The organism is Sorangium sp. So ce1335, from assembly GCF_051521615.1.
Classification (GTDB): domain Bacteria; phylum Myxococcota_A; class Polyangia; order Polyangiales; family Polyangiaceae; genus Sorangium.
This window is the reverse complement of the sequence record NZ_CP150363.1, coordinates 11,055,048-11,081,592: the sequence shown is the minus strand read 5'-3', so window position 1 is coordinate 11,081,592 and position 26,545 is coordinate 11,055,048. Positions and strand designations below refer to the sequence as shown.

The 26,545-nt window shown below is 72.5% G+C and carries 20 protein-coding genes; 9 read left to right on the top strand and 11 right to left on the bottom strand.

Going from position 1 to position 26,545, the window contains the following annotated elements; genetic code table 11:
- Positions 1-32: 32 nt before the first annotated feature.
- The 5 genes from WMF24_RS41525 to WMF24_RS41505 all read right to left on the bottom strand — a co-directional run bounded on the left by WMF24_RS41525 (position 33) and on the right by WMF24_RS41505 (position 5,923).
- A complete protein-coding gene (locus WMF24_RS41525; protein ID WP_437732995.1) occupies positions 33-1,346 on the bottom strand; it encodes a Kelch repeat-containing protein in 1,314 nt (437 codons plus the stop codon).
- A 309-nt stretch (positions 1,347-1,655) separates the two neighbouring features.
- A complete protein-coding gene (locus WMF24_RS41520; RefSeq protein ID WP_437732994.1) occupies positions 1,656-2,606 on the bottom strand; it encodes a diacylglycerol/lipid kinase family protein in 951 nt (316 codons plus the stop codon).
- Positions 2,607-2,877: 271 nt separating this feature from the next.
- Positions 2,878-3,234: a hypothetical protein gene (locus tag WMF24_RS41515; RefSeq protein ID WP_437732993.1), complete on the bottom strand. Its 357-nt coding sequence runs from the start codon at positions 3,232-3,234 to the stop codon at positions 2,878-2,880.
- A 191-nt stretch (positions 3,235-3,425) separates the two neighbouring features.
- A complete protein-coding gene (locus WMF24_RS41510) occupies positions 3,426-4,433 on the bottom strand; it encodes a YihY/virulence factor BrkB family protein (RefSeq protein ID WP_437732992.1) in 1,008 nt (335 codons plus the stop codon).
- Positions 4,434-4,687: 254 nt separating this feature from the next.
- On the bottom strand, positions 4,688-5,923 hold the full coding sequence (locus tag WMF24_RS41505; protein ID WP_437732991.1) for a PAS domain S-box protein: 1,236 nt from the start codon (positions 5,921-5,923) through the stop codon (positions 4,688-4,690).
- 450 nt (positions 5,924-6,373) lie between these two features.
- Between WMF24_RS41505 and WMF24_RS41500 the strand changes: the two genes are divergently transcribed.
- Positions 6,374-7,504 (top strand): substrate-binding domain-containing protein, encoded by a 1,131-nt coding sequence (locus tag WMF24_RS41500; protein ID WP_437732990.1) that lies wholly within the window; start codon positions 6,374-6,376, stop codon positions 7,502-7,504.
- Positions 7,505-7,691: 187 nt separating this feature from the next.
- Here WMF24_RS41500 and WMF24_RS41495 read toward each other — a convergent pair whose 3' ends face one another.
- Complete coding sequence (locus tag WMF24_RS41495; protein WP_437732989.1) at positions 7,692-8,180, bottom strand: hypothetical protein; 489 nt, start codon at positions 8,178-8,180, stop codon at positions 7,692-7,694.
- Positions 8,181-8,191: 11 nt separating this feature from the next.
- Positions 8,192-9,886 carry a DUF2330 domain-containing protein gene (locus tag WMF24_RS41490; protein WP_437732988.1) on the bottom strand — a complete coding sequence of 565 codons (1,695 nt, stop codon included), beginning with the start codon at positions 9,884-9,886 and terminating at the stop codon, positions 8,192-8,194.
- A 318-nt stretch (positions 9,887-10,204) separates the two neighbouring features.
- Between WMF24_RS41490 and WMF24_RS41485 the strand changes: the two genes are divergently transcribed.
- Together WMF24_RS41485 and WMF24_RS41480 are read left to right on the top strand one after the other, a co-directional pair.
- Positions 10,205-11,110: an AraC family transcriptional regulator gene (locus WMF24_RS41485; protein WP_437732987.1), complete on the top strand. Its 906-nt coding sequence runs from the start codon at positions 10,205-10,207 to the stop codon at positions 11,108-11,110.
- A 235-nt stretch (positions 11,111-11,345) separates the two neighbouring features.
- Positions 11,346-11,753 carry a DUF6223 family protein gene (locus tag WMF24_RS41480; protein ID WP_437732986.1) on the top strand — a complete coding sequence of 136 codons (408 nt, stop codon included), beginning with the start codon at positions 11,346-11,348 and terminating at the stop codon, positions 11,751-11,753.
- A gap of 114 nt (positions 11,754-11,867) precedes the next feature.
- Here the strand turns inward: WMF24_RS41480 and WMF24_RS41475 are convergent, their stop codons facing one another.
- Positions 11,868-12,587, bottom strand: a complete 720-nt coding sequence (locus tag WMF24_RS41475) for a MerR family transcriptional regulator (RefSeq protein ID WP_437732985.1) — start codon at positions 12,585-12,587, stop codon at positions 11,868-11,870.
- Between the two features lie 164 nt (positions 12,588-12,751).
- Positions 12,752-15,022, bottom strand: coding sequence for a bifunctional salicylyl-CoA 5-hydroxylase/oxidoreductase (locus WMF24_RS41470; RefSeq protein WP_437732984.1), 2,271 nt, complete (start codon positions 15,020-15,022; stop codon positions 12,752-12,754).
- 88 nt (positions 15,023-15,110) lie between these two features.
- Between WMF24_RS41470 and WMF24_RS41465 the strand changes: the two genes are divergently transcribed.
- The 4 genes from WMF24_RS41465 to WMF24_RS41450 all read left to right on the top strand — a co-directional run bounded on the left by WMF24_RS41465 (position 15,111) and on the right by WMF24_RS41450 (position 19,553).
- Positions 15,111-15,725, top strand: a complete 615-nt coding sequence (locus tag WMF24_RS41465; protein WP_437732983.1) for a class I SAM-dependent methyltransferase — start codon at positions 15,111-15,113, stop codon at positions 15,723-15,725.
- A gap of 36 nt (positions 15,726-15,761) precedes the next feature.
- The gene (locus tag WMF24_RS41460; protein ID WP_437732982.1) at positions 15,762-17,108 is read left to right on the top strand and encodes a sensor histidine kinase; all 1,347 of its coding nucleotides are present in this window, start codon (positions 15,762-15,764) and stop codon (positions 17,106-17,108) included.
- Positions 17,105-17,659, top strand: a complete 555-nt coding sequence (locus WMF24_RS41455) for a response regulator transcription factor (RefSeq protein WP_437732981.1) — start codon at positions 17,105-17,107, stop codon at positions 17,657-17,659. The genes WMF24_RS41460 and WMF24_RS41455 overlap by 4 nt, the downstream gene beginning before the upstream one ends.
- A gap of 67 nt (positions 17,660-17,726) precedes the next feature.
- Positions 17,727-19,553 carry a glycoside hydrolase family 15 protein gene (locus WMF24_RS41450; protein WP_437732980.1) on the top strand — a complete coding sequence of 609 codons (1,827 nt, stop codon included), beginning with the start codon at positions 17,727-17,729 and terminating at the stop codon, positions 19,551-19,553.
- A 228-nt stretch (positions 19,554-19,781) separates the two neighbouring features.
- On the opposite strand, the gene WMF24_RS41445 is transcribed toward WMF24_RS41450, so the two are convergent.
- Entirely contained in the window at positions 19,782-20,573 is a 792-nt protein-coding gene (locus WMF24_RS41445) for a hypothetical protein (RefSeq protein WP_437732979.1), read from the bottom strand.
- Between the two features lie 1,186 nt (positions 20,574-21,759).
- Here WMF24_RS41445 and WMF24_RS41440 point away from each other — a divergent pair.
- Together WMF24_RS41440 and WMF24_RS41435 are read left to right on the top strand one after the other, a co-directional pair.
- Positions 21,760-22,983: an RCC1 domain-containing protein gene (locus tag WMF24_RS41440; protein ID WP_437732978.1), complete on the top strand. Its 1,224-nt coding sequence runs from the start codon at positions 21,760-21,762 to the stop codon at positions 22,981-22,983.
- 370 nt (positions 22,984-23,353) lie between these two features.
- Entirely contained in the window at positions 23,354-24,049 is a 696-nt protein-coding gene (locus WMF24_RS41435; RefSeq protein ID WP_437732977.1) for a hypothetical protein, read from the top strand.
- On the opposite strand, the gene WMF24_RS41430 is transcribed toward WMF24_RS41435, so the two are convergent.
- The gene (locus WMF24_RS41430) at positions 24,031-26,103 is read right to left on the bottom strand and encodes a carotenoid oxygenase family protein (RefSeq protein ID WP_437732976.1); all 2,073 of its coding nucleotides are present in this window, start codon (positions 26,101-26,103) and stop codon (positions 24,031-24,033) included. The two genes, WMF24_RS41435 and WMF24_RS41430, sit on opposite strands and share 19 nt — an antisense overlap.
- Positions 26,104-26,545 lie beyond the last annotated feature (442 nt).

Below are 26,545 nucleotides of genomic sequence, written 5' to 3'. Positions count from 1 at the left end.
CCCGCGCCGGGGGGAGGCCGTGGCGGCGCGGGTCAGCGCGGCGGGCGAGGTGGTTGGGAGCCGGCGGAGGACCGCCTCCGCCGCCGCACGAAGAGCCCAGGAGCGAAGAGGAGGCAGGCTGCGCCAGCGTAGGAGGCGTCGAGACCGAGGAGGGGCAGCGAGCACCCGCCGCCCACCGGGGGACCCCCGGGGCCACCCGCGCCGCCGCCCGACGAGCCGCTGCCGTCGACGCAGAGCCCTCCCTCGCACGTGCCGCTCGCGCACTCCTCGGTGATGACGCAGGCGTGGCCCTCGGGCGTCTGGTGGAGCCCGTAGAGCTCCGCGCTGCCGCCGCCGACGACGAGCAGGCCCTTGCCGGGGATGTACGTGGTGGTGTGGCCCGACCGACCCACCGACAGCGAGGGGAGCGCCGTGAAGCTCTCGGTCGCGGGATCGTACAGCTCCACGCTCGCCCCGGCGTCGCCGCCTCCGACGACCACGACGCGCCCGCTCGGGAGCGTGGTCATCGTGTGGTCCCAGCGCGCACCGGCCATCGCGGGGCCCGCCGTCCAGGCGTCGGTCGCGGGGTCGTAGATCGCGGTCGAGCTCCTGCCCACGCCGCCCGTGACGAGCACCCGCCCGTCGGGCAGGAGCGCGGCGTCGTGCCGCCAGCGCGCCTCCGGCATCGGCGCCGCGCCCGTCCAGGTGTCGGTGACGGGATCGTAGATCTCGGCGCCCGCGAGCTCCTTGAAGCGCTCGTCCTCCCAGATGAAGTAGACGCCCCCGGTCACGAGCACCCGGCCGTCCGCGAGGAGCGTCGCCGCGGGGGCGCGACGCGCCTGGGCGAGCGGCGCGAGGGTGTGCAGCGCGCCGGTCTCCGCGTCGAAGCGGAGCGTGGTGTCCCAGTCGTCGAGATCCATCGCGCCGCCCACGAAGAAGCCGTCCCCGTCCGCGAGCTGCGTGACCGCGGTGTCGGAGACGAACACCCATGCGTCGCTCCACTGCGTCCACGTGTCGCTCGCCGGATCGTACGTCTCCAGGGGGGCCTCCATGGAGACGACGAGCAGCCGACCGTCATGGAGCGGCAGCGCGTGCACGTTGAGGTAATGGTCGCCCTGGGTCTCGCCGAAGACGGACCAGCTCCCCGTCGAGGCGCTGTAGCTCTCCACGGTCCTGGCTGTCCACGTGGACGGGTCGATGTACCCGCCCACGACGAGCACCTCCCCGCTCGGGAGCGCGGCGGCGCCGTGGCTCCCTCGCGCGATGCTCAACGAGCTGAAGGTCCAGGACTGCGCGGCCGCAGGCATCGAGATGAGCAGGGCTGCGCATGCGGGCAAGAGCCCCGAGATGGCGCTGCGATGTCGCATGAGACGATCTCCTCGTGGGAACGAGGGCATGCGGCCCTCGGAGCACCTTGCCGTGCTGGTGCGGCGAGCTTCGCGCTCGTCGCCACGCAACACCATCTCACAGAGGGGGCGGCGCGCCGTCAATCCTGATCGCGGCGTGGCCGCTCCGCGGACAGCGCTCCGAAGGGGCCTCGTGAAGGAGGCCTGTTGCGTCGTGTCGATTCGCGATGGCGAAGCGACGGTGTGGGGATACAGGGGTCGATGTCACGCGCATCGCGACGAGGGGCCCGAGCCGAGCCGCCTGGGGTTGCGGGGGCCCTCGCCGCCCCCTCAATCGGCCGGCGCCAGGACCTGAATTGCCCGCGGCTCCATCGTGACCGTGATCGGCAGCTTCCCGAGCGGCTCGCCGTCCACGTCGAGCAGGAATGCGTGCTCGACGTCGCGGTTCAGGAGCGTGAGCTCGATGCGGTCGCACTGGAAGTGACGGACGTCCGGGTGGCGGATGTGCGCGCCCGTGTACATGCCTGTCGACACGGCCGCGAAGCGGACGTGGGGCGCGCCGCCCAGATCGATGACGTCGAACACGCCGTCGTCGGCCCGCGCCATCGGCGCGACCTGCATGCCGGCGCCGAAGAACCGGCCGTTGCAGATCGCCACCGTGCGCGTCGCGAGCTCCAGCTCCTGCTGCTCCCCGCGCAGCGTCGCCACGCAGCGCACCCGGCCCACGCGGCTGCGAACGAGCCCCCGGAACGAGGCCATCGTGTACGCGAGCGTGTTGCCGAGCGCCCTCGTCGTCTCGCTGACGATCTGATCCACGAGGCCGCTCATCCCCGCGGAGAGGACGTTGACGAAGAACGCCTCGGCCCGCCGCCCGTCGTGCGTCTCGTACGAGAAGCGGCCCACGTCCATCGGGCGCGCGCTGCCGCCCGCGATCGCCGTGCAGTAGCGGTCGAGCCGGTGGTTCAGCCGCAGCGTCCGGCAGAGGTCGCCGCCGGTGCCCGCGCCGATGATCCCGAGCCGGGTCCCTGTTGCGCCCTTGTCGCGCGCCTGCATCAGGCCGTTCACGACCTCGTTCACGCTGCCGTCGCCGCCCACCGCGACGACCGTCTCGCGCCCGCCGAGCGCCGCCTCGCGCGCGAGGTCGACGGCGTGCCGCGGGCGCTCGGTCTGCACGACGTCGACGTCGCCGAGGATGCGCCGGATGGGCGCCTGCATCCCGTCGAAGAGCTTGCCCGTCTTTCCGCCGCTGGACCGTGGATTCACGATGAGGAGGGGGCGCATGCGGGCTCCGATGCTAGATGCCGCAGGCCGCCCAGGGCGAGGTGTTTTTGTGGACCGGCGCGACCCGGCGCGCCGCCGCCACCGCCGCGCCGCGCGAGGCACGCCCGCGTCTGCCGCGCGGGTCGCCTCCGGCGCCCGCGTCGCCCGCGCAGGTCGCCTCCGGCGCCCGCGTCTGCCGCGCGGGTCGCCTCCGGCGCCCGCGTCTGCCGCGCGGGTCGCCTCCGGCGCCCGCGTCGCCCGCGCGGGCGACGCAGGCGGCGGCCGCCGCGGCTCAGGGCTGCTTCGTGCAACCGCAGCCGCAGTCGTCGCTGAAGTAGCTCCAGCCGGGATCGCACACGAAGCGGATCCGCGCGCACGCGTCCTGGCTCTGCCCGACGTACTTGATGAGCGGCCCGTCGACCCCGCAGCCCTGCGCGGCGCCCGGGGCCGGCGCGCCGCCGGCCCCGGTCGGGTCGCCGGCGCTCCCTGCGTCCTCCTCGGCCTGGACGCCCACCGCCTCCGTGCCTCTCCCGGTCTCGACCGGCGGCGGCGTCGTTGGCGCGCCGCTCTGGGAGCCCTGGCAGCCCGCGGCGAGCGCGCCGAGCAGCACCAGCAGCGAGGGGAACGAGGCGAGTCGATGCGGCATCATAGACGAGCTCCAGGACAGGTCAGGCCCGCCGACGCGACGCTGCGCAGGCGGGGAGGATGGCCAGCAGAGGCGCTGGCGCGCCAGGCGGCGCGCAGCGCGGCAACTCTCGAGGACGCCGGGGATCCTCACACCGCACCTCCGGCGTCCTCGCGGTCCAGCGCAATCCAGCGCCGGACGGGGGCGGATCGGCGCTACGCCCTCCCGCCGTGCAGGTCCGGGTGGTTCGAGCGGATCGGGTGGGGCAGCGCGCCGCCCGCGGCCTTCTCGCGCGGGGGGCGCGCGGCGTCGGCCGGCCCCGCGACGCCCTCGCCCTGCTCCTTCGCGGTCTTTGGCACGTCCGCCCCCGTGTCGCTGCAGTCCTTGGCGCCCGTGCGCTTCCCGTCGGGCGAGCGGTGCTCGATGATCGCGTTGATCTCGGCGCCGAGGAGCACCGCCATCGAGGAGATCCACATCCAGAGCAGGAGGATGATGACGCCGCCCAGCGCGCCGTAGCTCACCTCGTAGCTGCCGAACCGGCCGACGTAGAACGAGAAGCCGAGCGAGGCGATCGCCCAGATCACGACCGCCACGACCGAGCCGGGGGTGATGAACTTGAACCTCTGCTCGACGTCGGGGAGCACGTAGTAGAGCGTCGCGAGGACCGCCATCACGATGAGCATCGAGACCGGCACGCGCAGCCAGAGGATCACCGTCCCCAGCGGGCCGAGGTGCTCCGCGATCGCCGGCGTGGCGACCGCGATCGCCGAGGCGATCGTCACGAGGACGGCGGCGCCCAGCGTGACGAGGAGGGCAATCCCGCGCCGCTTGAGGAACGACCGGCTGTCCTCGACCCCGTAGGCCGCGTTGAGCGCCTCCATCAGCGCGACGACCCCGCCCGAGGCGGCCCAGACGGCGCCGAGCGCGCCGACCGTCAGGAGCGCGGGGCTCTGGCCCTCGGTCAGCGCGTGGAGCCGCTCGCCCAGGATGTTCGCCACCGCCGGCGGAGCGACCTGGTAGAGCTCGTTGATCAGCCGCGCCGACTCGGCCGGATCGATGACGAGGCCGGCGAGGGCGACAGCGAAGAGCAGGAACGGGAAGATCGAGAGGACGCCGAAGAAGGTCAGCGCAGCAGCGACGGTGTCGACTTTGTCCTTGACCCACTCCTGCTTGAGGTCGTTCAGAAAATCCTTCCAGGGGATCTCTTTTCCGGGCAGGTGCATGACGGACCTTCACTGCAGGGGCGCACGACGCGCCGTGATGTGCTTCCTGGGCGGCTGACGCCGGCGCGGCTCACGCCGGGGCGGCTGCCCGGGGAAGAGCAACACGAATGCCAGGCCGAGCGCGGCGGCGGTTGGACGGACACGGGAGCTCCGGGCGTGCCCGCGCCCCGCCGGGGACCGCCGCTGGCGCCGTGCGCTTGCCGGCCCGACCTCCGCGCGTGGCGCGAATTGCCCCACGCGGCACAAAGGTCACATCACGACGCGCGCGATCGTGGGCCGGCCGCCTTTCCGGCGCGCGGGGCGAGGGCGTGGGCGATGGCGCTCTGGAGGGTGCTGCGGGTGGTGATGCCGGAGAGGTCGACGCCGAGGTCGACGAGGGTCTGCGCGGTGTCCGGGCCGATGCCGGTGAGGACGAGCTGCGCGCCGAGCAGGCGGGCGGCGCGCGCGATGCGCAGCAGGGCGTCGGCGGACTCCGCGTCGACGTCCTTGACGCCGGTGACGTCGAGGATGGCGGTGTGGAACTGGTGCTGGACGATGCCGTCCAGGAGCTTCTCCATGGCCTGCTGGGCGCGGGAGCGGTCGAGTGCGCCGATGAGGGGCACGGCGACGACGCCCTCGGCGAGGGGGACGAGGGGCGTGGACAGCTCGCGCAGGGCGTCCTGCTGTGCCTGGATGACCTGCTCCTGGAGGGCGAGGCGCTCGCGCTCGGCGTCGTGGATGGGGGTCAAGTCGCGCGCGATGGTGGCGACGGCCGGAGGCCGCCCTGCCTGCCCGGCGAGCGCGACCATGGAGACCTGGCAGGGGATGGCGCGTCCGTCGTGGTGGGAGAGGGCGAGGGTGCCTTGCCAGGACCCGTGCTCGAAGCAGCGCTGGACGATGCCGTCGAGCTGGTGCTGCTCGTCTGCGTACAGGTCGAAGAGGCGCTTTCCTGGGGTGGCGTCGCCGTGACCCGTCATGGCGCGGAAGGCGTGGTTGGCATAGAAGAGGGCGCCGTCCTGGGAGGCGAGGCAGACGCCGTCGGGCGCGCTCTCGACGAGCGCCTGGAAATCGCGCAGCTCCGCCTGGGCGAGCGCGAGCTGGCGCTGCGCCGTGATGTCGCGCGCGACCCAGAAGACGGTGTCGTCCGAGAACGGCTTGCATGTGGCCTGACACCACACCTCGTGCGGGCCGACGTGGATGGGGTAGTCCAGGCTCCCGATCGTCCCCTGGTCGATCGACCCCCGGATGACCGCGATGCAGCGCTCGACGTAGTCTTTCCGGACCACCGAGGCCATCGGCACGGCGGCCCCTTCCCTGGCCATCTCGGCAGGGGTGACGGGCGTCGCGAACATCTCCCGGAGGATCCCGTCGCGGTCGATCAGGGCGATGAACGCCGGGCTCAATGAGCAGAGCGCCTCCAGCTTCGCCTGAGCAGCCTCGAGCTCGGCCACCCGCTTGCGCAGCGCCGTGTTCTCGCGTTCGATGGCCTTCAAGCTCTGTTCGTCGTTCATCGTCCCACGCTCCACCCACGCTCTATTCCATCCCGAACCGTCTGTCAGCCACGACCCTGCGTCCGGACGACACCGGGCAGCACAGCGATGCGTGGCGTAAGGCGGAGAACGGCGCGCCGTCGGTCCCGGTGGTGATCGTGTCCGCCGACGTGGGACAAACATCGCGATGTGCGAGGACCGGTATCGGTTGGTGTGCCCTGTATTGTATCGATGTGTGAGTCTCCGCTCCAGGACTCGTCGCTTGCGCTCATGTGGCCTTGACAGAACGAAGCTCGATGTGATGGCGTATCCCGCGGGGGAAGAATGTACCTTCGGGTGCATGCCGCGCCGCATCGCCTCCATCGAGCGGGCGTGTCAGCTGCTTCGGCGGGCGATGAGCCCGCCGCGACATGGCGCTTCACGCAAGGATGCTGCGTACGACAGGACGAACCACGGAGCATGAGGGGGGACATGAACACGACAGGACGACGCTGGGTGGCGGCCTTCGGGCTCGCGCTGATGGCGGCGGCATGCGGATCGGGCGACACCACCGGCGAGGGCGAGAAAGCCTCGTCCATCAAGCGCCTGCCGACGCCCAAGAGCGAGTTCACCGCGGACGAGATCGAGGAGACGCTCGACGCGCTCGTCGCCGAGGTCAACGAGGCCGGCATCGAGCCCATGCAGATGGCGATCCTGCTGAAGGAGATCGGCGGGTTCTTCACGCCGATCACCACGGGGGCGAACCGCGCGATGGGCGAGCTCGGGGTCACGGGGAACGTCGTCGGGCCCAGCCGACAGGGGATCGATCAGCAGCAGAGGGCGGAGGCCCAGGGGGAGCAGATTGGACAGGCGGTGGCGGACGGCGCCGAAGGGATCGGTGTCTCGCCCTTCGGCGACGCCATCTCGGCCGGCATCGATGAGGCGGTCGCCGGCGGGGTCCCCGTGGTGACGCTCGACACCGACGCGAAGGACTCGGAGCGTTCCCTCTATGTCGGAACCATGAGCGATTCGGCCGGCGTCACGGCAGGACAGACCCTGCTCGCGTTGCTGCCCCCGGCGCCGGGCACGGTGGTGATCCACGGCGCCGACGACCCGTCCTGGGCCGACGGGATGAATCGAATGAAGGGGGCTCGGGGCGTCCTCGAGGGCGCCGGTTACACGGTCGTCGTGCGTCCGATCCTCTGGTCCCCGCAGGGGGAGGCCGCTGACGTCGAAGCGATGAAGGCCCAGATCGAGACCGCGGACCCGCCCGTCGTGGGGTTGCTCGGCCTGCACAACGTCTCGTACCGGTGCGCGATGGCCGCGGAGGCCGCGGGCGCGACGGAGCTCCCCGTCGTCGCCTTCGACTTCGAGCCGAGGACCGTCGAGTACATGCGCCAGGGGCTCATCAAGGCGACGCACACCCAGCGGCAGTATTACGCGGGGTACCTCGTGCCCTACATCCTCTACAGCATCAAGATCATCGGGCTCGACGCCACCAAGGCGATCCTCGCGCCTCGGATGATCGACCCTGGCCGGCTCAACGTCGGCCTCGACGTGGTCCCGTGGAACAAGGTCGACGAGTACAACGCCTTCCTCGACTCGATCGGCGTGACGCAGTAGCGGCGCCGTAGCTCGAGAAGACCTCGCGCGGCGAGAGCGGGCGCTCGATGCCCGAGAACCCGGCATCCGGCCCCGCGGCGCCGAGGACGCGCGAGCGGCGCGCCCACGAATGCGCAGCGGTGCGGCGGCGCTCCTGCACGGGCGTCCGGGCGAACCTGCGAGCCGAGGGGAGGCCAGGCTGCGGGCCCTACGGCCGCCCAGCGCAGGCTTCGTCGCTGTTCCATCGGGGGCGCACCAGCCGTTCGCCGGTCGCAACCGTGCCTCGCGCGTCGGTCACCACCCCCCTGATCCGGAGCGGTTGGCCGACGGCACACGCTGGCTCGCCGAGCACCGCCGGCCATCCGATGAACTCGCACCGGCCATCCTCGAGCTCCGTGAAGTTGATCCTCCCCCGGCTCGTCGTCGCCGAGGCGGGGTCGTCGATAACGGTCGTCGTGACCTCGAGCAGGACGCCCTCGGGCTCCAGGCCGCGCGTCCGGACGCTGGTCCACAGGTGCCAGCCGCCCTGCGCGCCGTGGGCGAGCTCGACCTCCTGGCCGTCGGCCAGCGGCTCGAACTGCCATTCGCCGGTGCCGAGCTCGGCGACGCCCTGCGCCGGCGGCTCGTCCCCGCCGACGCAGCCAGGAGCGAGCGCGAGGAGCACGACGAAGCCGGCGGCGGAGGTCGAGCAGGTCACGGCGCGGGACCCTAGGAGCGCCGGCGGCGGCGCGCAGCGAGCAGCAGCCCGAGCAGCCCGCCGCCGAGGGCTCCGGCGCTGCCAGCATGGCTGCCGGCATTGCAGCCTCCCGAGGTGGCCTCGACGATGGGCGGCGGCACGTCGACCGGTCGGCCACCCGGCAGCGAATCGGGCAGCTGCGGGACGCGCCCTTCGTAGAAGGACGCGGGGACGGGCTCGTCGGGGAGCACGCAGGTCGTCTCCCGGCTGCCGTCGCCGGCGATGGCGCCCACCGCCACATAACCCGCCGAACAGCGGCAGGTCGGCGTCATGTTCATGGGCACGCACTCGCCGTTCGGGCCGCAATCGAACGTCGCACAGGGATCCGCGAGCGGCGGCGCGTCGGGGAGCGCCCGGTCACCCGGGTTGAGGAACGACATGCGGAGGTCCTGACAGGTCACCGTCGGCCGACCCGACGGATCGAACGTCGTGCGCGCTGTCGTCCCGGGCACGCACGCGCAGGCGGCCACAGGCTGGGTGCCGTCTGCGGCCCCGACGACGCGGCACAGGCCGCCCGCGCCGCACGCCGCAAAGTCGCACGGCGACGCGGCGGCAGACTCGCCGCCAGGAGCGCCCCCGCACAGGTCGCGGCCGTCGACGTGGCGCGGGAGCACGCGGACGTTCGATACCTCGGGACCGTCGGTGCGCCGGAAGATCGGATCGACGGTCATCTCCTCGGGCGACAGGCGGGTATAGAGCCGGGTGATCGTCGCGTTGCTCTCCAGCAGCGGCAGCAGCGCGTCGCGCGCGGCAACCTGCGCCTCATCGGAGCTCATCGTGTTCCGGACCTGCTCGGCAATGGCCGCCGTCGGTCCGCTCATCTCCGTGACGAAGCCACGGCCGCCTGCCTCGTCGACGCCGCGCGCGACGAGCGCGGTCCAGTTCGTTTGCACCGGCCACGCGTACGGGCTCCAGACGATCTGGTCGTCGTCGATCTCGATGTCCGGCCAGTTGGCCGGCCCATAGCGCCGGTCGCCGAGGATCATCACGGTGATGCCCATCTCCGGCTCGGCCGCGATCGCCGTCAGCCGGATCGGGATCGACGGCGACCCCGACGGGAGCGTGAAGCGGAACGGCTGGATGTCGCTGACCTCGGCGTCCGGCTGGAGCCGCAGCGCGAGGAACTTCATCCCCTCGCTCGTGTAGATCTGGATGTACGGCACCATCGCGTCGTTGACGCGAAAGCTGTTGCGGCGAAGCCAGTCGACGAGCGCCGCGGGATCGGCCGACTCGATCACGGCCACGTCGTACGGCCCGACCTCTTCCCGGATGTGCACCGTGACGCCGCCGTCGTCGGTGCCGCCCGCCGTGGGCCCCCCGCCGGCGAACACGGGGGGGGAGCAGCTCGGGTCGTTGGGCCACTGGAACTGCGGGCCCGTCGCCGCATCGAGGGCGGTGAGCGCGAGCTGCGGGAACACAGCAAGGCTGTCCGCCGCCGGCACCTCGGCGAGCGGGACCACCCAGGCGAAGTCCGGCGCCGCGCCCGCATACTGGATCTGCGTCACCATCGTGACCGAGCCGTCCTCGTTCGTCGCGAACAGGATCCGCTCCGCGGTCTGGTCCACCGGCTGTCGTCCGCAGAAGAATCCACCGCACGCCTCGACGGGGCGTGGCGCTGTTGTCAGCGCCGCCGCCGCCATGACCGTAGCCGCCCACAGCTTGCGCATCGTCCAAGACCTCCTCGCCCGACCGGTCGGGCGAACGCCCCCGAGCAAACCCAGTGCCACGCTCGAAAGAAAGGCGATTCCTGGGTACAACGCCGCGGGCGACCGACCCGGGTTTTGTCGCTCGCGGCTCGACCAAGCTACCTGCCGCGGACGCGCGGATGCAAGTCACGTCGCCGGCTTCCCGAGCTGGGTCAGCGCCTGTGCTCCCGGGGCGTGGGACCGGTGATCGGGCGGCACCTCGTGACGGCGCGCTGCCCGACGACGGAGACAGCGACAGACCGACGTGGGCGACCGCGGCGCGGCGATGTGGCCGGCGACGTGATTGTCGGCCATCCTGTCCACGTGCTGTATGTCCGCCACGTGCCGGGCCCGCCGCTTTCGGCGCACGTCGCCGAGCTCTGGTACCTCTCGGCAGCTCCGCCGCGCGCGGCCGAGCGCATCCTGCCCTCCGGTACCCTCCAGATGGTCGTCAACCTCGATGGCGACGCGCTTCGCATCCACGACGGCCCCGCCGTTCGCCGCTACTCCGGTGCCGTCGTGTCGGGCGCGTACCAGTCCTCCTTCGGCGTCGATACACGCGAGCACGCGTCCATGGTCGGGGTCCACTTCCGCCCCGGCGGCGCGTGGCCGTTCCTCGGCGCGCCGCCCGGCGCGCTGACCGACACGCACGCCGACCTCGCGGATCTCTGGGGGCAGCGGGCGGCGGAGCTCCGCGAGCGCCTGTGCGCGGCGCCGGATCCGCGCGCTCGCTTCGCGCTGCTCGAGCGCGCGCTGCTCGAGCGCCTCTCGAATGCGCGCCCCGGTCATCCCCTGGTGCCGCACGCAATCGCGGCGCTCGAGGGAGGCGCGAGGCGCGTCGCCGACGTCGCGGCCACGCTCGGCATCAGCCACCGCCGGCTCATCGACGTGTTCACCGCCGAGACCGGCCTCGCCCCGAAGGCCTTCGCTCGGATCACACGCTTTCGGCGGACGCTCGCGCTGGCCGAGAGGGAGCGCGACCCCGACTGGGCCCGGCTCGCCGCCGCGTCAGGGTTCTGCGATCAGCCGCACCTGATCCGCGAGTTCGTGGCGCTCTCCGGTGATTCGCCGACCGCGCTCATCGCCAGGTCGTCCAGCGAACGCGTCAGGTTGCACCACATCGCCATCGCCGCGTCAGCCGCGCCGGAGGGCGCGCGGGGAGGGGGCCGGCAGCGCGCGCGACCTCGACGTGTCCTGACCCGGTGACCGCGAGGGCTCGGCGCGGCGCCGGACGCACCGCGGCGCGACCGGCGACGAGCCCGACCATTTCCAATTCGTCCAAGACCGGGTTGCCCGCCGTGGATAGACGTGGGTCATGACGCAATGCTCGCTCCACGTTGACACGAAGCCCGGCGATCCTCGGAAGACGTGCGAAGTAGGTCCGCAGGCGGCCGCACGGCCGTGCGAGACCGTCAGGGGGCTCGGGGCAAGAAAGAGCTCCATGGCGCGCACCCGATCGGTGATCCGAGTCGCCGCCGCAGCAGCGGCCCTGCTCGGGGGGGTCGGGCTTGCCGCACCTGCGGCCGCGCAGGGGGTCATCGGCACCGGCTCCGGGCGCGCCGGGGCCACCGTGGCCGCGGTGGTGGCGCTCCTCGGCGTCGCCCTCGGCGGGCTGGCCCTGGCCCGCTCCGTCGGTCGCATCGGCGACGGCGACGGGCGAGGTGGGGCCATCGCGGCCCTGGTGCTGGGGCCGATCGGCATGTTCCTCGCTGGGCTGCACCTGGCCACCTCCGCCGGTGGTATCGGCACCGGCAACGGGCGAGGTGGGGCCATCGTGGCCCTCGTGCTGGGGGTGCTCGGCGTGGTCCTCGGCGGGCTGGCTCTGGCCCGCTCCCGCCACAGCGGCTGACCGGCTGACCCGGCCATGGTGCCGGGCCAGCCGTCGCGCCGCGTGAGGCACGGCCCCTCGCCGGCGCCCTCAAGGCGTCTGAAATCGCCTGTGATGTCAGCGACGCCCAGCGCTCTAGCTCATCGCCTTCCCGATGAACTCGTGCAACGCCGGATCCATCCCGGGCTGGCTCTTCATCGACGGCTCCTCCTGGTACATCCTGTTCAGCGATCGCTCGATCCCGGGGTTCTTCCCCGTGAACGCGTCGATGAGCTCCCGCATGCGCCTCACGATCTGCTGCACCGGCTCGCTCTTCGGATCGGAGCCCTTCTGCATCTCCGCCCGCATGTCATCGTAGATCGTCTTCCACGCGTTCTCCGCCTCCCGCATCTTCTCCGGGCCGAGCGCGTCCGCCCGCTGCTTGAGCTCCGCGAGCTGCTCTGGGGTGTAGTACTTCTCGATCATGGTCATCACCTCGATGGTTTGAAGGAGCTGCTCCACAGAGACGTCCTTCCCCGCCCGGAGCACATGGGCCAGCCCCTCGAGCCGCGCGCAGAGCTTCTGCTCCAGCGCGATCTGCTCGCGCAGCCGCCCGAGGTGCAGCTCGATGGTCTGGAGCGGAGAGAAACCCTCCTTGTCCAGACACCCGCTGATCTGCTCCAGGCTGAAGCCGAGCTCGCGCAACGACTTGATCTGCTGGAGCCTGGCGACATCGCCCGCCGAGTACATCCGGTGCCCCGACGCGGTGCGATGCGACGGAGACAGCAGCCCGATCTCCTCGTAGTAGTGGAGCGTGCGGACGGAGAGGCCGGTCTGCCTGGCGAGGTCGCCGACTTTCAACGGTGCTGAACGCATGGTGCTTCCCCTGTTTCCAGGGCGGGGGAGGACGTCCATGCCCCGGAGGCTAGGTCCTCACGTAGCGTGAGGATCAAGGCCCGGCCTCAACTTTTTTTTTCGCTTTCGCTCGCGCCGCCGTGTCGCCCCGCGCGGCCCGGGGCCGCGGGCCTCGCCCGGACAGGTCACCGCATGCGCAGCGTGTACCTCTCGACCGACCTGTACTGGGGCGGCCACTCCATGTCGAAGCCCTGCTCCGCGGCCGCGTGCCGCGTCCAGTACGGGTCGTAGAGGTGCGCCCGCGCGAGCGCGCACAGGTCCGCCCTGCCGGCCGCGATGATGCTGTTCACGTCCGCGTAGCTCTGGATGTTGCCCACCGCGATCGTCGGCACCTTGGCCGAGAGCCGCACGAGCTCCGAGAGCGGCGTCTGGAACAGCCGCCCGTACTCGGGCTTGCCGGACGGGTCCGTCTGCCCCGCCGAGACATGGATGATGTCGGCGCCGTGCTCCCGGAGCATCACCGAGAGCGCGACGAGATCGTCCGTCGTGAGCCCGCCCGGCGCCCAGTCGGTCGCGGAGATGCGCACGCTCATCGGCTTGTCCTCGGGCCACGCCGCGCGCACCGCGTCGAACACCTCGAGCGGGTAGCGCATCCGGTTCTCGATCGGGCCGCCGTAGGCGTCCGTGCGCCGGTTCGTCAGCGGCGAGATGAAGCTCGACAGCAGGTACCCGTGCGCGCAGTGAAGCTCGATCAGGTCGAACCCGGCCTCGTCGGCGCGCCGCGCCGCCCGCACGAAATCCGAGGTCACCTGGTCCATGTCCCCGCGATCCATCGCCCGCGGCACCTGGCTGTGCGCAAGGTACGGCACCGCCGAGGCGCTGAGCAGCGGCCAGGCGCCCTCCTCGAGCGGCTCGTCCGCGCCCTCCCAGAGCCGCTTCGTCGCGCCCTTGCGCCCCGCGTGCGCCAGCTGGACGCCGATCTTGGCCCGCGAGCGCGCGTGGACGAACTCGACGACCCGCCGCCAGCCCTCGGCGTGGTCGGCCCTGTAGAGCCCCGCGCAGCCCGGCGTGATGCGCCCCTCGGCGCTCACGTCCGTCATCTCGGTGATCACGAGCCCCGCCCCGCCGAGCGCCCGGCTCCCGAGGTGGACGAGGTGCCAGTCGTCGATCCGTCCGCCGTCCGCCGAGTACTGGCACATCGGCGACACGACGACGCGGTTGTCCAGCACGAGCGACCGCAGCCGGAACGGCGTGAACATGGGCGGCGGCGGGCCCCCGCCGCCTCCGGGGACGGAGGCGATGCGCGCGCCCGACTGCGCCTCGGCCTTCTGCGCGACGTGCGCGTCGACCTCCCGCACGAACGCCGGATCGCGCGCCTTCAGCCCCTCGTGCGTCACCCGCAGGCTCCGCGTCAGCAGGCTGAACATGAACTCCACCGGGTCGAGGCCCATGTAGCGCTCCGTGTTCTCGAACCACTGCAGGCTCACCTGCGCGGCCCGCTGGAACGCGAGCACCTTCGGCTTGCGCTCCGCCTCGTAGGCGGCGAGCGCCTCCGGCACGCGCGGGTGCCGCCCCAGGCTGTCGACGAGCGCCATCGCGTCCTCGAGCGCGAGCTTCGTCCCCGAGCCGATAGAGAAGTGCGCCGTGTGCGCGGCGTCCCCGAGCAGCACCACGTTGCCCGCGCTCCAGCGCTCGTTGTGCACCGTCGGGAAGCTCCGCCACACGCTCCGGTTCTTCAGCAGCCGGTGTCCCCGCAGCTTGTCGGCGAAGAGCTCCTCGAAGTACGCGATCGTCCCGTCCTCGCCCGCGTGCTCGAGGCCCGCCCGCTGGAACGTCTCCTCCCGGCACTCGACGATGAACGTCGAGCGATCGGGCTCGTAGCGGTACGCGTGCACCCGGAAGAGGCCGTGGCGGTTCTCCTCGAAGTAGAAGGTGAACGCGTCGAACGGGAACGTCGTTCCGAGCCACACGAAGCGGTTCGGCCGGACGTCGATGCGGGGTCCGAACCGGTCGGCGAAGCGCTCGCGGATGCGGCTGTTCACCCCGTCGGCCGCGACGACGAGGTCGCTGCCGGACACGAGCTCGTCCGGGTCCAGGACCTCCTCCTCGAAGCGCAGCACGACGCCGAGCTCCCGCGCCCGCTCCTGGAGGATGGCGAGCAGCCTCCGGCGCGACAGGCCGCTGAAGCCGTGCCCCTTCGAGACGAGGACGCGCCCGCGGTAGTGCGCGTGGAGCTCGTCCCAGTGGGCGAGGCTGCCCCGGATCGCGTCGTAGCTCGGGCGGTCGGCGCCCTCGAGGTTGTCGAGCGTCGCGTCCGAGAACACGACGCCGAAGCCGAACGTGTCGTCGGGCCGGTTCCGCTCCACGACGACGACCTCGCGCAGGGGGTCTCGCTGCTTCGCCAGCAGCGCGAAGTAGAGGCCCGCCGGCCCGCCGCCCACGCACGTGATCCTCACCGCCCTGCTCCTCTGCTCCTGCGCCCGCGCCGGAGCCTACACGAGAACGTCGAGGTGCAGCGCCGCCCGCGCGGATTATAAAGGGGACATGAGCGACGAGCGGAACTTCCCGGACTGGCAAGAGCTGTATCGAAGCACCCCGGCAGAGAGCATGCCCTGGTACCACGCGAGCCTGGATCCCGACCTCGAGCGGGCGCTCGAGCGGCTGCAGATCGCGCAGGGACGGGCGCTCGACCTCGGCACGGGCCCGGCCACGCAGGCGTTGGCGCTGGCCGAGCGCGGGTTCGACGTCACCGGCACCGATCTCTCCCACGCCGCCATCGAGCAGGCCGCGGCGAAGGCGGCGCAGGCGACGCAGCGCGGGCTCGCCGCGCGCTTCGTGCAGGACGACATCCTGGACAGCAAGCTCGACGACCGGTTCGACGTCGTCTTCGATCGCGGCTGCTTCCACTGCCTCCCGCCGGAGCGCAGGGCCGATTACGTCCGCACGCTGAAGCGGCTTGTCGCGCCCGGAGGGCACCTGTTTCTCAAGTGCTTCAGCGTGCTGGAGCCGTTCGATCAGGGGCCTTACCGGTTCACGCCCGAGCTGCTCCGCGAGATCTTCGGCGCGGACTTCGAGGTCCTCTCCGCCGAGGAGACCGTCTACCATGGGCCCCGGGAGCCGCCCCCGCGCGCGCTGTTCGCCGTCCTGAAGCCGAGGTGAGCGGGGCGCCCGCGGCTTTCGCGGTATAGTCCCTCCGTGACGCACGAGGCTTCTCTTGAGCGGGCGCCGGCCGGCGGCGTCGTCCTCCGGTGGCTCGTCGGCCTGCGGTGGGCCGTGTTCGCGCTGCTCGCGGCGACGCTGATCGTCGACGAGGCGCTGTTCGGCTACCACGTCCAGTACGCGATCGCGGTGCCCATCCTGGCGCTGGCCGCCGCGCTCAACCTCCCCCTCGGCCGGCGCGCGCGGGCCGAGCGGGGGCCCGAGAGCGCGCTCGTCGCCGGCGTCGTCGCGCTCGACCTCGTCGCCATCGCCGGGGTCCTCGCCGCGTCGGGCGGCGCGGGAAACCCGTTCAGCGCGCTCTTCTTCGTGCACGTCGCGCTCGCCGCGGCGCTCCTGCCGGCGCGGACGACGTTCGCGCTCGCGGCGCTCGCGGCGTGCCTCTTCGCGGCGCTCTTCGCGCTCCCCGCCGGCGCTTGCTGCCCGAGCCACCCGGAGCACGGCGCCTTCTCGGCCCACCTCTACGGGATGCTGCTCGCCTTCGTGCTGAGCGCTGCGCTCGTCGCCCACGTCCTGCTCAAGGTCCGCCGCGCGCTCGACGAGAGCGCGGCGGAGAACGCGGCGCTGCGCCGGCGCGCGGAGGAGGCCTCGCGGTTCCAGGCGCTCGGCGCGCTCGCGGCCGGCACCGCCCACGAGCTCGGCACCCCGCTCGGCACGATCGCGGTGCTCGCCGAGGAGGGCCTCCACGACCCCGCCTCGAGCGACGCCGCGCGTCGCCGCGCCCGCACGATCGCGGAGCAGGTCGAGCGCTGCCGCGTCGTCATCGCGCGCATGCGGGCGGACGTCCGGGCCGACGCGCTGCGCGCCGGGGTCGACGTCGGCGAGGCGACGCTCCGCGGCGTCGCGGCGTGGCAGGCGGCGCACCCCGGGGTCGCTGTCGAGGTGCGCGGCGACCTCCAGCGGCGCCGCACGGTGCCGCTCGACGCGGCCGACATCGAGGCGGCGCTGTTCGCCCTGCTCGACAACGCGCTCGAGGCGCTCGGGCCGAGCCCGACCCCCGCAGCGCCGATCGTCGTCACGGTCGGCGACGAGGGCGGCGCGCCGGTGATCAGCGTCGAGGACGGCGGGGTGGGCGTCCCGCCGGGCCTCGAGGGGCGGCTCGGCGAGCCGTTCGTGACGACGAAGGCCCCCGGCGAGGGCATGGGCCTCGGGCTCTACCTCGTGCGGACGCTCATCGAGCAGGTCGGAGGGCGCCTCACGGTCTCGTCGAGGCAGGAATCGAACGTGACGAACGTGACGGACGTGAACGGCGCAGGCGGCGCGAGCGGCGCAGGCGTCGCGCGCGGCACGCGGGTCGCCCTGCGCCTCGCGCCGGTGGACTCATGAGCGCGGAGCGTGCCCTGGAGCCCGCCTCGGAGCCGACGCTGCTCATCGTCGACGACGACGCGACCTTCCGGACCGCGCTCGGCCAGGCGCTCGGCAGGAACGGCTTCGCCGTGCACCTGGCCGGCAGCGCCGAGGAGGCCACGGCGATGGCGCGCGAGCACGTGTTCGAGTACGCGCTCGTCGACGTGCGGATGCCGGGGCAGAGCGGCATCGAGCTCGTCGGGACGCTGCGGAGCATGGATGACGGCATCCGCATCGTCGTGTTCACCGGCTACGGCACCATCGCCAACGCGGTGGCGGCGATCCGCGCCGGGGCCGTCGACTACCTGACGAAGCCGGTGGACGCGGCCCGGTGCGCGCGGTCGCTGCTCGGCTTCGCCCCGGCCGCGGGCGGCGACGAGGACCTGCCGTCGCTCGAGCGGGTCGAGTGGGAGTACCTCCAGCGCGTGCTCGCGGACAGCGAGGGCAACATCTCCGAGGCGGCGCGCAAGCTCCGGATGCACCGGCGCTCGCTCCAGCGGAAGCTCTCGCGGCTGCCGCCGCGATCGTGAGATATCCAACATTCCCGATTTGTCGTCGGGTGGTTCCTCTCGGCTGGGCGGGCGCTATGGAGAGGCGATGCCCTACAAGCCCATCGAGTCCTACGGCGTCATCGGCGACATGCACTCCGTCGCGCTGGTCGGAATGGATGGCTCCATCGACTGGTGCTGTCTCCCCCACTTCGACTCGCCGAGCGTCTTCGCGGCCATCCTCGACGACAGGCAGGGGGGCAGCTTCTCGCTCGCCGCGGCGCACGGCGCGTCGCGCAAGCAGATGTACCTGCCGGACACGAACGTGCTCCTCACGCGGTTCCTCGACGCCGAGGGCGTCGGCGAGGTCTGCGACTTCATGCCGATCCACAGGGACACGTACGGCGCCTACCGCCGCGGGATGCACCAGATCGTCCGCGTCGCCCGCGCCGTCCGCGGCGAGGTGCGCTTCCGGCTCGCCTGCCGCCCCGCGATCGACTTCGCCCGCCGGCCCCACCGCGTCCTCCTCGACGACCCGCGCGGCGCCGTCTTCGACTCCGACGGCCTCGACCTCGCCCTGATCAGCCCGGTCCCGCTGCTCCCCGACGGCGCCGGCGGCGTCGTCGCCGACTTCGTGCTGCAGCCCGGCGAGTCGGCCACGTTCTCGCTGCGCCAGGTCGAGGACTGGACCACCAACGCCGACCTCCTCTCGACGCCGATCAACGGCGACGAGGCCCTCCGGCGCACGGTCACCTTCTGGCGGCAGTGGCTCGGCAAGTCGCGCTACAAGGGGCGCTGGCGCGAGATGGTCGACCGCTCGGCGCTCGTCCTCAAGCTGCTCACGTTCGAGCCGACCGGCGCCATCGTCGCCGCGGCGACGACGAGCCTGCCCGAGGAGATCGGCGGCGTCCGCAACTGGGATTACCGCTACGTCTGGGTGCGCGACGCCGCGTTCACCCTCTACGCGTTCCTCCGGCTCGGCTACACCGAGGAGGCCGCGCGGTTCATGGAATGGCTGAGCGCCCGCGTCTCCGAGGAGGACGGCCCCACCGGGCCGCTCCAGCTCATGTACGGCATCGACGGGCGCCACGAGCTGCCCGAGCTCGCGCTGACCCACCTCGATGGCTACCGCGGCTCGGGGCCGGTCCGGGTCGGCAACGGCGCGACGGAGCAGCTCCAGCTCGACATCTACGGCGAGCTCATCGACTCGGTGTACCTGTTCGACAAGTACGGCTCGCCCATCTCCTACGACTTCTGGCGCGAGCACCGGCGCATGGCCTACTGGGTCTGCGAGCACTGGGACAGGGAGGACGAGAGCATCTGGGAGGTGCGGGGCGGCAAGCGCCAGTTCGTCTACTCGAAGCTCCAGTGCTGGGTCGCGCTCGACAGGACCCTGCGGCTCGCCGACAAGCGCTCGATGCCGCTCGACAGGCAGCGCGTCGTCCGCGCGCGCGACGAGATCTACGAGGCGATCATGACGCGCGGCTGGGACGCGGAGCGGCGCACGTTCGTGCAGTCGTTCGGCTCGCACGCGCTCGACGCGAGCAACCTGCTCATGTCGCTCATGCGCTTCATCTCCCCCACCGACCCGCGCATGCTCGGCACGATCGATCGAACGCTCGCCGAGCTCGCGAGCGACACGCTCGTCCACCGCTACGAGCTCGGCACGGGCGCCGGCGACGGCCTGGACGGCAAGGAGGGCACGTTCAGCATCTGCACCTTCTGGCTCGTCGAGGCCCTGGCGCGCGCGGGCCGCCTCGACGACGCGCGCTTCATCTTCGAGAAGATGCTCACCTACGCCAACCACCTCGGCCTGTACTCCGAGCAGATCGGGCCGAGCGGAGAGCTGCTCGGCAACTTCCCCCAGGCGTTCACCCACCTCGGCCTCGTGAGCGCGGCGTTCTACCTGGATCGCGCGCTGGGGCAGGGCGGCTGACGGGAAGACTGACGGGGAGAAAGAGGGGCTCGCGCGCTCCCACCGTGGCCGGTGGGGGGGCTTCCGCGCGAGCCCGAGAGGGGAGAGGGAGCCGCCGGCGGCCCGGGATATCCAACCCCGGGCCGCCGACGCTCGGGAGTCCATCAAAGAGGAGGGCCGGAGCGGCGCCGCGGGATCCAGGGACGCGGAGCCTCTGGCGCCGTCCGGCGCGATGCGGTCAGGTCAAGCTCACCAGCAGCCGCCGAAGCCGCCGAGGCCGCAGCCGCCGAAGCCGAGGCCGCAGCCGCCGAAGCCGCCGAAGGTCGGGATGACGCTCGTGATAGCGGTCGTGACCGTCGTCAGACCACCGAAGCCGCAGCCGCCGAAGCCGCCGAGGCCGCAGCCGCCGAAGCCGCCACCCCAGCCGAAGAAGCGCCCCTCACGCTGGCTGGTCTGCTGCCCCACGAGGCCCGTCTGCCCGACGCTGACCTGGCCGACGCTGACCTGGCCGATCTGCGCCTGGCCGATCTGCGCCTGGCCGATCTGCGCCTGGCCGATCTGCGCCTGGCCGATCTGCGCCTGGCCGACCTGCGCCTCCGAGAGGCCCATCTGGCCCACCGAGGATTGGCCGATCTGCGCCGGGCCTTGCTGCGAGTACTCGCCCTTGGTCGGGTAGCCCTTGGTCGGGAGACCCTTCGTCGGGAGGCTGCCCTTGGTCGGGAACTCGGCCTTGCTGGGCGCGAGCTCGCCCTTGCTGGGGCCGAGCTGGCCCTTGCTGGGCAGCATCGGGCCCTTCGAGGGCAGACCCTTGCTCGGGGGCAGGCCGAGCTTGCTGGGCCCCATCTGGCCGACCTGGACCTGCGACTGAGCCGCGTACCCGCCGCGCTCGGCCTCTTCCAGCGCCTCGGAAGTGGAGTCGACGCTCTCCTCGTCGAGCTCCATCGCGTCCATATCGATCTCCTCGTCCGCGCCCGCCGCGCACCCGGCCCCGAGCGCCAGCACCATCGCGAGACCCATCATCTTGCCGTGAATCGAGATCATTGGTCCTCCCCGGTGTCCATGCCTGGCCTTGCGGCCCCCGAACACCTTGGCTTACCCCTGAGCAGGGTGTGTGCCTCGCTCGCCTGTGCATAGGTTGCCGCTCCGAGCCCGCGCGGATTCGCGGGCTGCGTCCGCGAAATAGGCGCTCCTCGGATCTGCGCGCCCTTGGGGACTTCTCCGCGATTCGAGCAAGTTGGATCCCGGCGACGCGCGTGGCGCGCGCGCCGCGGCGCTGCTTTCACGCGGAATCGGCGGCTCGCACTCCACGTCGCGCCCGGCGCGCGGCAAAAAGACGATACGAGGCGTGGCCCGCGCGCTCTCGACCGCGCGGAGCTCCCGCCGCGACGCGGCCCAGCGCTGCGGTCGTGGCGAGCTCAGGTGTCCTCGGAACGTGGAGCTCCCCTCCGGATCCAGAAAAACGCGGGCCGCGCGCAGCGTCGACGCAATCGATCGCGCCGTCCCAGGGAGACGGCCGCGCTGCGCCCGGTCTGCTCAGCGCCGCCCGCGTCGGCACGTTTGTGCATCCGTGTGTTTCCGCGCGCTCGCAGGAGCGGAATCCTCGTCCGGGGCCGGAATGCTCCGCCGTGGCCGTGACCGAATCCTCCACGACATAACCGTTACGACCGCGTGTCGCGACGTTATGCGCCGTTCACGCGTGCTCGCTTCCGGCCCGGCCGCGTGTCCGCAGCGAGCCGCGTCGGGCGCAGCGAGGACGTATGAACGCATGCTACAGGACCCCACGAGAGGAGAGGGCGCGACGAGCAGCGGCGCGAAGATGCATTTGCCTCCGCGCGCCCGGATCTCGTGATCTCCTGTCGAGCGCGCCGGGAGGTCGATCTCCACAAGACGCCAGCGGCCCATGTCGGTGGTAGTGAAGTTTTGCGCTGAGATTGCAGCCATTACGCGCGGGGCCGGACTGAGCTAGATTTTGTGCTGCGTTCCTCGAGTTCCTCCCCGGAGGCGAAGCCCGTTGCCCCGGCGGCACCGCGCCGGCCTCAGCGGTGGACCCAGGGGGCCGCGAGGGCACGGAGGAGAACGAATGAGCGTCCCTGTGTCCTCTGCGCCTCTCGGGTCCGTCCTCTCACGGGAGCAGGGGGCGAGCCGGGGTGCGCGAACCCAGCGCGAGGTCTTTCCCATGAGTTCGAACCGTTCCTTGGTGATATTTGGCTTCTTGGCTTGCGGATGGATGGCCTGCTCGTCGGCGGACGTCGAGGAAGGCATGGGCGGCGCGGCGGCGTCCGGGGGCGGCGACCCCGGCGTCACGAGCTCCAGCAGCAGCGCGACGACAGGCGCCGGGGCCGGCAGCGCGGCCAGCACGAGCGGCGCCGGCGGCGGCAGCACGGGCACCGCGGCCAGCAGCGCGAGCAGCGCGAGCAGCGCCGAGGCCAGCAGCACGAGCGGCACCGCGGCCAGCAGCAGCAGCAGCACCGGGGCCAGCAGCACGACGGGCGCCGGGGGCAGCGACCCCGGGTCGGTCTCTCCGGCGTGCGCCGGGCTCAACAACGGCTCGGGCACGACGATCCCGTGCGCGGCGACGGCGGACGGCAAGGCGGTGTGCTTCGCGTCGACGACGCCGACGACGCTCACGTACGAGGGCGGCGGCGAGGTCACGGGCGTCGCCCAGGTCACGGGCAGGAACTTCTCCGAGGAGGCGTGCGTCCTGCTCGAGACGGGCGCCGTGCACTGCGGCCGTCACGCGAACATCTCCAGGACGCCCACCGTCGCCGCGGGCGCGACCATGGTATCGGGCGGGCTCAACCATGCGTGCGCGATCGTCGGCAATGCCGTCAAGTGCTGGGGCGGGGACCTCCCCGCGGACGTGTCCTTCGGCGGCGAGGCGCCCGTCCAGGTCGCGTGTTACTACCATGGCTGCTGCGCGGTGACCGACGCCGGAAAGCTGTCCTGCTGGGGCGAGAACAACGGCGGAATGCACGGCGTCGGCACCTCGTCGGGCTCGGGCGGCCCCGTCTCCCCCACGACCGTCCCGGGCAGGGCGCTCTACGTCGGCCCGGGTCAGGATCACATGTGTGCGGTCTTCGAGGGTGGCAAGGTCCAGTGCTGGGGTCAGGACTGGAACAAGCAGCTCGGCGGCCTCGGCGCCTCGTCCGACCCGGGCGTCACGCTCGTCGAGTCGGGCGCGCTCGCCGTCGTTGGCGGGCAATTCCACACCTGCGTGCTCATGGCGACGGGGCAGGTCCAGTGCTCGAGCGGCGGCCAGTCCGAGGGCGCGGGGCTCGACATGGGCCGGCTCGCGCCCGTCGCGGGCATCTCGACCGCTGTCGCGCTCTCTGCGGGCAAACACTACACCTGCGCCCGGCTCGCGGACGCCTCCGTGCAGTGCTGGGGGTCGATCAGCCACGGCGCCACCCCCGCGGCGATCAGCGGCCTGAGGACCCGCGACTGCGACTGAGCCGCGCAGCCCACCCCACGCTCGCCGCGCCGCGCCGCGCCGCGCCGCGGCGAGCGCGGCGCGGCGCCTCCGCGCGCTGATCCTCTGACAGCGGAGGGAGCCGAAGCTGCGTCATTCCCCCTTGCGCAGGACGTTCGGTAAATGGTCCAGTGCATGACGTCGGAGACGGGGAGGGAGCATCCGAGTTGGTTGGCTGTCGCACGGCGCTTTGCGTGTCGACGGCGGATGGTCTCATGCTGTCCGGGACACCGGCTCACCGGCGTTCCCGGCGCTGGCCGATCGGCGGTCTTGGAGCGCCCGGTCGAGCCTTCTTGGCGGAGGATCACATTGTCGGCGCGCGCCGGAGGCGGGCGCCGGAGCAGGGCGGAACATGCCTCAGGGGCGCATCACGGCCGTCGCGACGTATCTTCCGGAGCGCGTCGTCACGAACCACGAGCTCGTCACGAGCTACGGTCTCCCTTGCTCCGCGGACTGGCTGCAGCAGGCCACGGGGGTCGTGGAGCGGCGCTTCGCCGGCGCGGCGGAGACAACGCTGTCCATGGCCGCGGCGGTGCTGCGGCAGCTCATCGAGGCGGGGCGGCTCCGTGACCCGTTCGTCGACGTCCTCGTCATGACCAGCGACGACGGCGCGCGGGGCGACGGCGGCGCGGCGGCGTTCGCCGCGTGCATGGCCGGTCTCTCGCCCATCCAGACGTTCGATCTCCCGTCCGCGCAGGGGGGCCTCGCCGCCGCCCTCCACGTGGCGAACCGGCACCTCGACAGCGGCGCCCGGCGCGCGCTCGTCGTCGCGGCCGAGGTGCGGTCGTGGCGCCTGCGCGCGGGGCAGCCGTGGGCCGGCCACGACCTCGAGGCGGTCCTTGGCGACGGGGCCGTGGGCGTGCTGCTCGAGCGCGGCGAGGGGCTCCTCGACGCGCGCGGCGCCGGGCTGCTCCCGTCGCACGTCGTGGCGCCGCTCGTCGCGTCGCGCGTGGCGGCGCCGCTGCTCGCGTCGCGCGCGGCGGCGCCGCTGCCCGCGCCGCACGCGGCGGCGCCGCTGCTCTCCGCCGCTCAGGCGAGCCGCGGATAGACCTCCTCCTCGAACAGCGCCTTCACCTGGTCGGCGGGGGCGTCGGCCACGAAGTCCTCGTGATCTTCCGGCGCCGGCACGCGGTATCCGCCCCTCCACGGCGCGACAGCGTTGAGCCACGCGGTGTGCTGGGTGAGCCCCGGCCGGAACGACGGGTGCCCCAGCTTGCAGAGCGGCCCGCGCGCCAGGTTCGCCGCGTCGAACACCCAGACCTCGGCGCGGTGGGCCGTCGCGACGAGCGCGACGACGTACCCGTCCGTGTCCGCCCCGCTGCCCCCGCGCCGGGGCACGAACTGCAGCGAGCTGAGCCAAAAGCCCACGGCGCGCCGGGGGAACTCGTAGCGATCCTCGATGCGCATCGACCTGTGGTTGAACCGGAACAGGCTGTCGGGGTGCCCCCCTTCGGCGCGCATCCGCCGGAGCGCCGCCATCGGGAGCGCCCGGTGCGGGTGCGCCGCGTAGAGCCGGTCGATGAACTCGGTCGAGAGCTCGTCCCACACCCCGACGCCGCGCCAGTAGACGTTCTCGATGCGATCGGGCGGCATCCACGACGCGCCCGTCTCGCGGTACGCATAGAGGCCGACGCCGAGCGCCCGCGCCGGGTCGGCGAACACCGCCTGATCCACGACGCGCTCGGCCGCCGCGTCGATCGTGTACCGGCCGATCCGGTGCACGTCCGCCTGCCCGGGCGGGGACAGCCCGCGGAGCCGCGCCGGCGCCGGGGCCTTGCTGGCCGCGTGCCGGTCGAAGGACCGGATCCACTCCCCGCAATCTGTCGCGCAGCTGTGCGCCGCGTGCACGGTGATGCGGTCCCCTGCGTCCTCGTAATCGACGAGGAAATGGAGCGTCTCCAGGGGCACGACGACCTTCTTCACGACGGCCTGCCCGCCGCCTGGCCGCAGCGCGTCCCGCCGGACGAGGTAGAACGTCGTGCTCGGCTCCTGGGGCATGGTGAGCAGCGCGCGGAGCAGGCGCTCGACGCCCGGGCTCTCCGGCGAGCTCTGGATGACGACGCTCTCCAGGCCGACCTTGAGGGCCGTGTCCGCGAGCACGACCCAGCGACGCGTCAGCCCGAGCTGGTGAACGCTCTGCTCGATCCGCACCGGCCGCGCCGGCGCGCCGCCCGGCAGGACGAGCTCGTGCCGCTCCGGCTCGTTGTGGCCGTCCCACCGCAGCAGGACGACGAAATCGCCCCCGCCCTGGTCGAGCGGGGCGCCGCCGAGGCGCGCCGCCTGCCGCGCCAGGAGCTCGCCCGGGCCCGGCGGCGCGGCAGGGCGAAGGCGCGCGGGCAGCAGCTCGAGCGCGCGCTTCGCGAAGAGGTCGAGCCGCTCCGCGCTCGGCCGGAGCATCTGCTGCTCGATCATCGACGCGGCCGCGGACGCGAGCCGGTCCCAGGAGCGCGGCAGGGCGCCGAGCTCGTCGAGCCACGGGAGCGACGCGAGGAAGCGGGGGAGCAGCGAGCGGCCGTGGTTGACGGTGAAGAGCTCGCCGCGCGCCGCGTCGAAGCACGGGTGCGCGGTCGCCAGCGTGACCGGGAACGGATGGTCGACGGGCACCGCCGGGAACCATGTGCTGTTGCGTCCGACCGGCGTGACGAGCTCGAGCGTCGCCGGGTCGATCTCGTACGGCCGCCCCGTGTCGCCCGTGACGAGGAGGCGCGCCGGCTCGCGCGGCGCGTGCATGGGCACGAGCGCGTGGTTGAGGTGGTTGCGCAGGCCGAGCTGGGGCGAGAAGCGGAGCAGCCCCGCGTCGCGGAAGCCGAGCGCCTCGAAGCGCGTGCCGGGCCGCGAGGCGACGTCCGCGCGATGGCAAGGGGTGCGGGCGAGCCGCGACGTCAGCCGGACGGGGCCGCCCGTGTCGAAGTCGAGCCGGTAGATCATCCCAGGGCCATTGAGGATCGGCGCGGCGTCCGCCCTGGGCAGGCTCCCAGTGGCCGGGCCCACCGGCCCGATAGCGAATACATGGCCCGTGAGGTCCCTGGGCACGCCGCTCGAGAGCGACGATTCGAGCACGGTGAGCTCGACGCTCGTGAGCTCTTCTGCGCTCGCTGCCATCAATGCATCGGGGACGCGCTGGCGCATGGGCTATCTCGGTCACACAACGCTACGCCAATTCGCGCGTCGCTGGGAATGCGCCGCGCTGCGCCGCACGATTTCGAAGCGGTGATTCCCGCCTCGGACGGAAACAGCGCCGGGGCAGCGCGGCGGCAGAGGCCGCGTCGTCGGAGCAGAAGCGTCATTGGGCGGCGAGCAGCGAAATCGCGCCGGCGCGGCGCTCGCTCCGCTGCCGCGCTCGTTTTCACCACCGCTTCACCTCCGCCATCCCGTGTCCACCTCTGCCCGGGCGTGCGCTTCCGCGTCGAAGGGCAGAATTGCGCGACCGGCCTTGTTTTCCCTGCGCCGGCGCGCCGTTGGCGGCTTGCGAAGGCGCTTGTCGGCCCCATCTGTACGACTGCACGAGGGGGCGCATGCTCGACCGGACGGGTGCACCAGGAGG

Excerpts from the sequence above, each read along its gene's own strand:
- WMF24_RS41475 (WP_437732985.1), bottom strand. The coding sequence starts at position 12,587 with ATGCGTTCAGCACCGTTGAAAGTCGGCGACCTCGCCAGGCAGACCGGC.
- WMF24_RS41435 (WP_437732977.1), top strand. The coding sequence starts at position 23,354 with ATGCCTCAGGGGCGCATCACGGCCGTCGCGACGTATCTTCCGGAGCGC.
- WMF24_RS41500 (WP_437732990.1), top strand. The coding sequence starts at position 6,374 with ATGAACACGACAGGACGACGCTGGGTGGCGGCCTTCGGGCTCGCGCTG.
- WMF24_RS41465 (WP_437732983.1), top strand. The coding sequence starts at position 15,111 with ATGAGCGACGAGCGGAACTTCCCGGACTGGCAAGAGCTGTATCGAAGC.
- WMF24_RS41455 (WP_437732981.1), top strand. The coding sequence starts at position 17,105 with ATGAGCGCGGAGCGTGCCCTGGAGCCCGCCTCGGAGCCGACGCTGCTC.
- WMF24_RS41520 (WP_437732994.1), bottom strand. The coding sequence starts at position 2,606 with ATGCGCCCCCTCCTCATCGTGAATCCACGGTCCAGCGGCGGAAAGACG.
- WMF24_RS41440 (WP_437732978.1), top strand. The coding sequence starts at position 21,760 with ATGGCCTGCTCGTCGGCGGACGTCGAGGAAGGCATGGGCGGCGCGGCG.
- WMF24_RS41450 (WP_437732980.1), top strand. The coding sequence starts at position 17,727 with ATGCCCTACAAGCCCATCGAGTCCTACGGCGTCATCGGCGACATGCAC.
- WMF24_RS41430 (WP_437732976.1), bottom strand. The coding sequence starts at position 26,103 with ATGGCAGCGAGCGCAGAAGAGCTCACGAGCGTCGAGCTCACCGTGCTC.
- WMF24_RS41510 (WP_437732992.1), bottom strand. The coding sequence starts at position 4,433 with ATGCACCTGCCCGGAAAAGAGATCCCCTGGAAGGATTTTCTGAACGAC.
- WMF24_RS41505 (WP_437732991.1), bottom strand. The coding sequence starts at position 5,923 with ATGAACGACGAACAGAGCTTGAAGGCCATCGAACGCGAGAACACGGCG.
- WMF24_RS41490 (WP_437732988.1), bottom strand. The coding sequence starts at position 9,886 with ATGCGCAAGCTGTGGGCGGCTACGGTCATGGCGGCGGCGGCGCTGACA.
- WMF24_RS41515 (WP_437732993.1), bottom strand. The coding sequence starts at position 3,234 with ATGATGCCGCATCGACTCGCCTCGTTCCCCTCGCTGCTGGTGCTGCTC.
- WMF24_RS41445 (WP_437732979.1), bottom strand. The coding sequence starts at position 20,573 with ATGATCTCGATTCACGGCAAGATGATGGGTCTCGCGATGGTGCTGGCG.
- WMF24_RS41480 (WP_437732986.1), top strand. The coding sequence starts at position 11,346 with ATGGCGCGCACCCGATCGGTGATCCGAGTCGCCGCCGCAGCAGCGGCC.
- WMF24_RS41525 (WP_437732995.1), bottom strand. The coding sequence starts at position 1,346 with ATGCGACATCGCAGCGCCATCTCGGGGCTCTTGCCCGCATGCGCAGCC.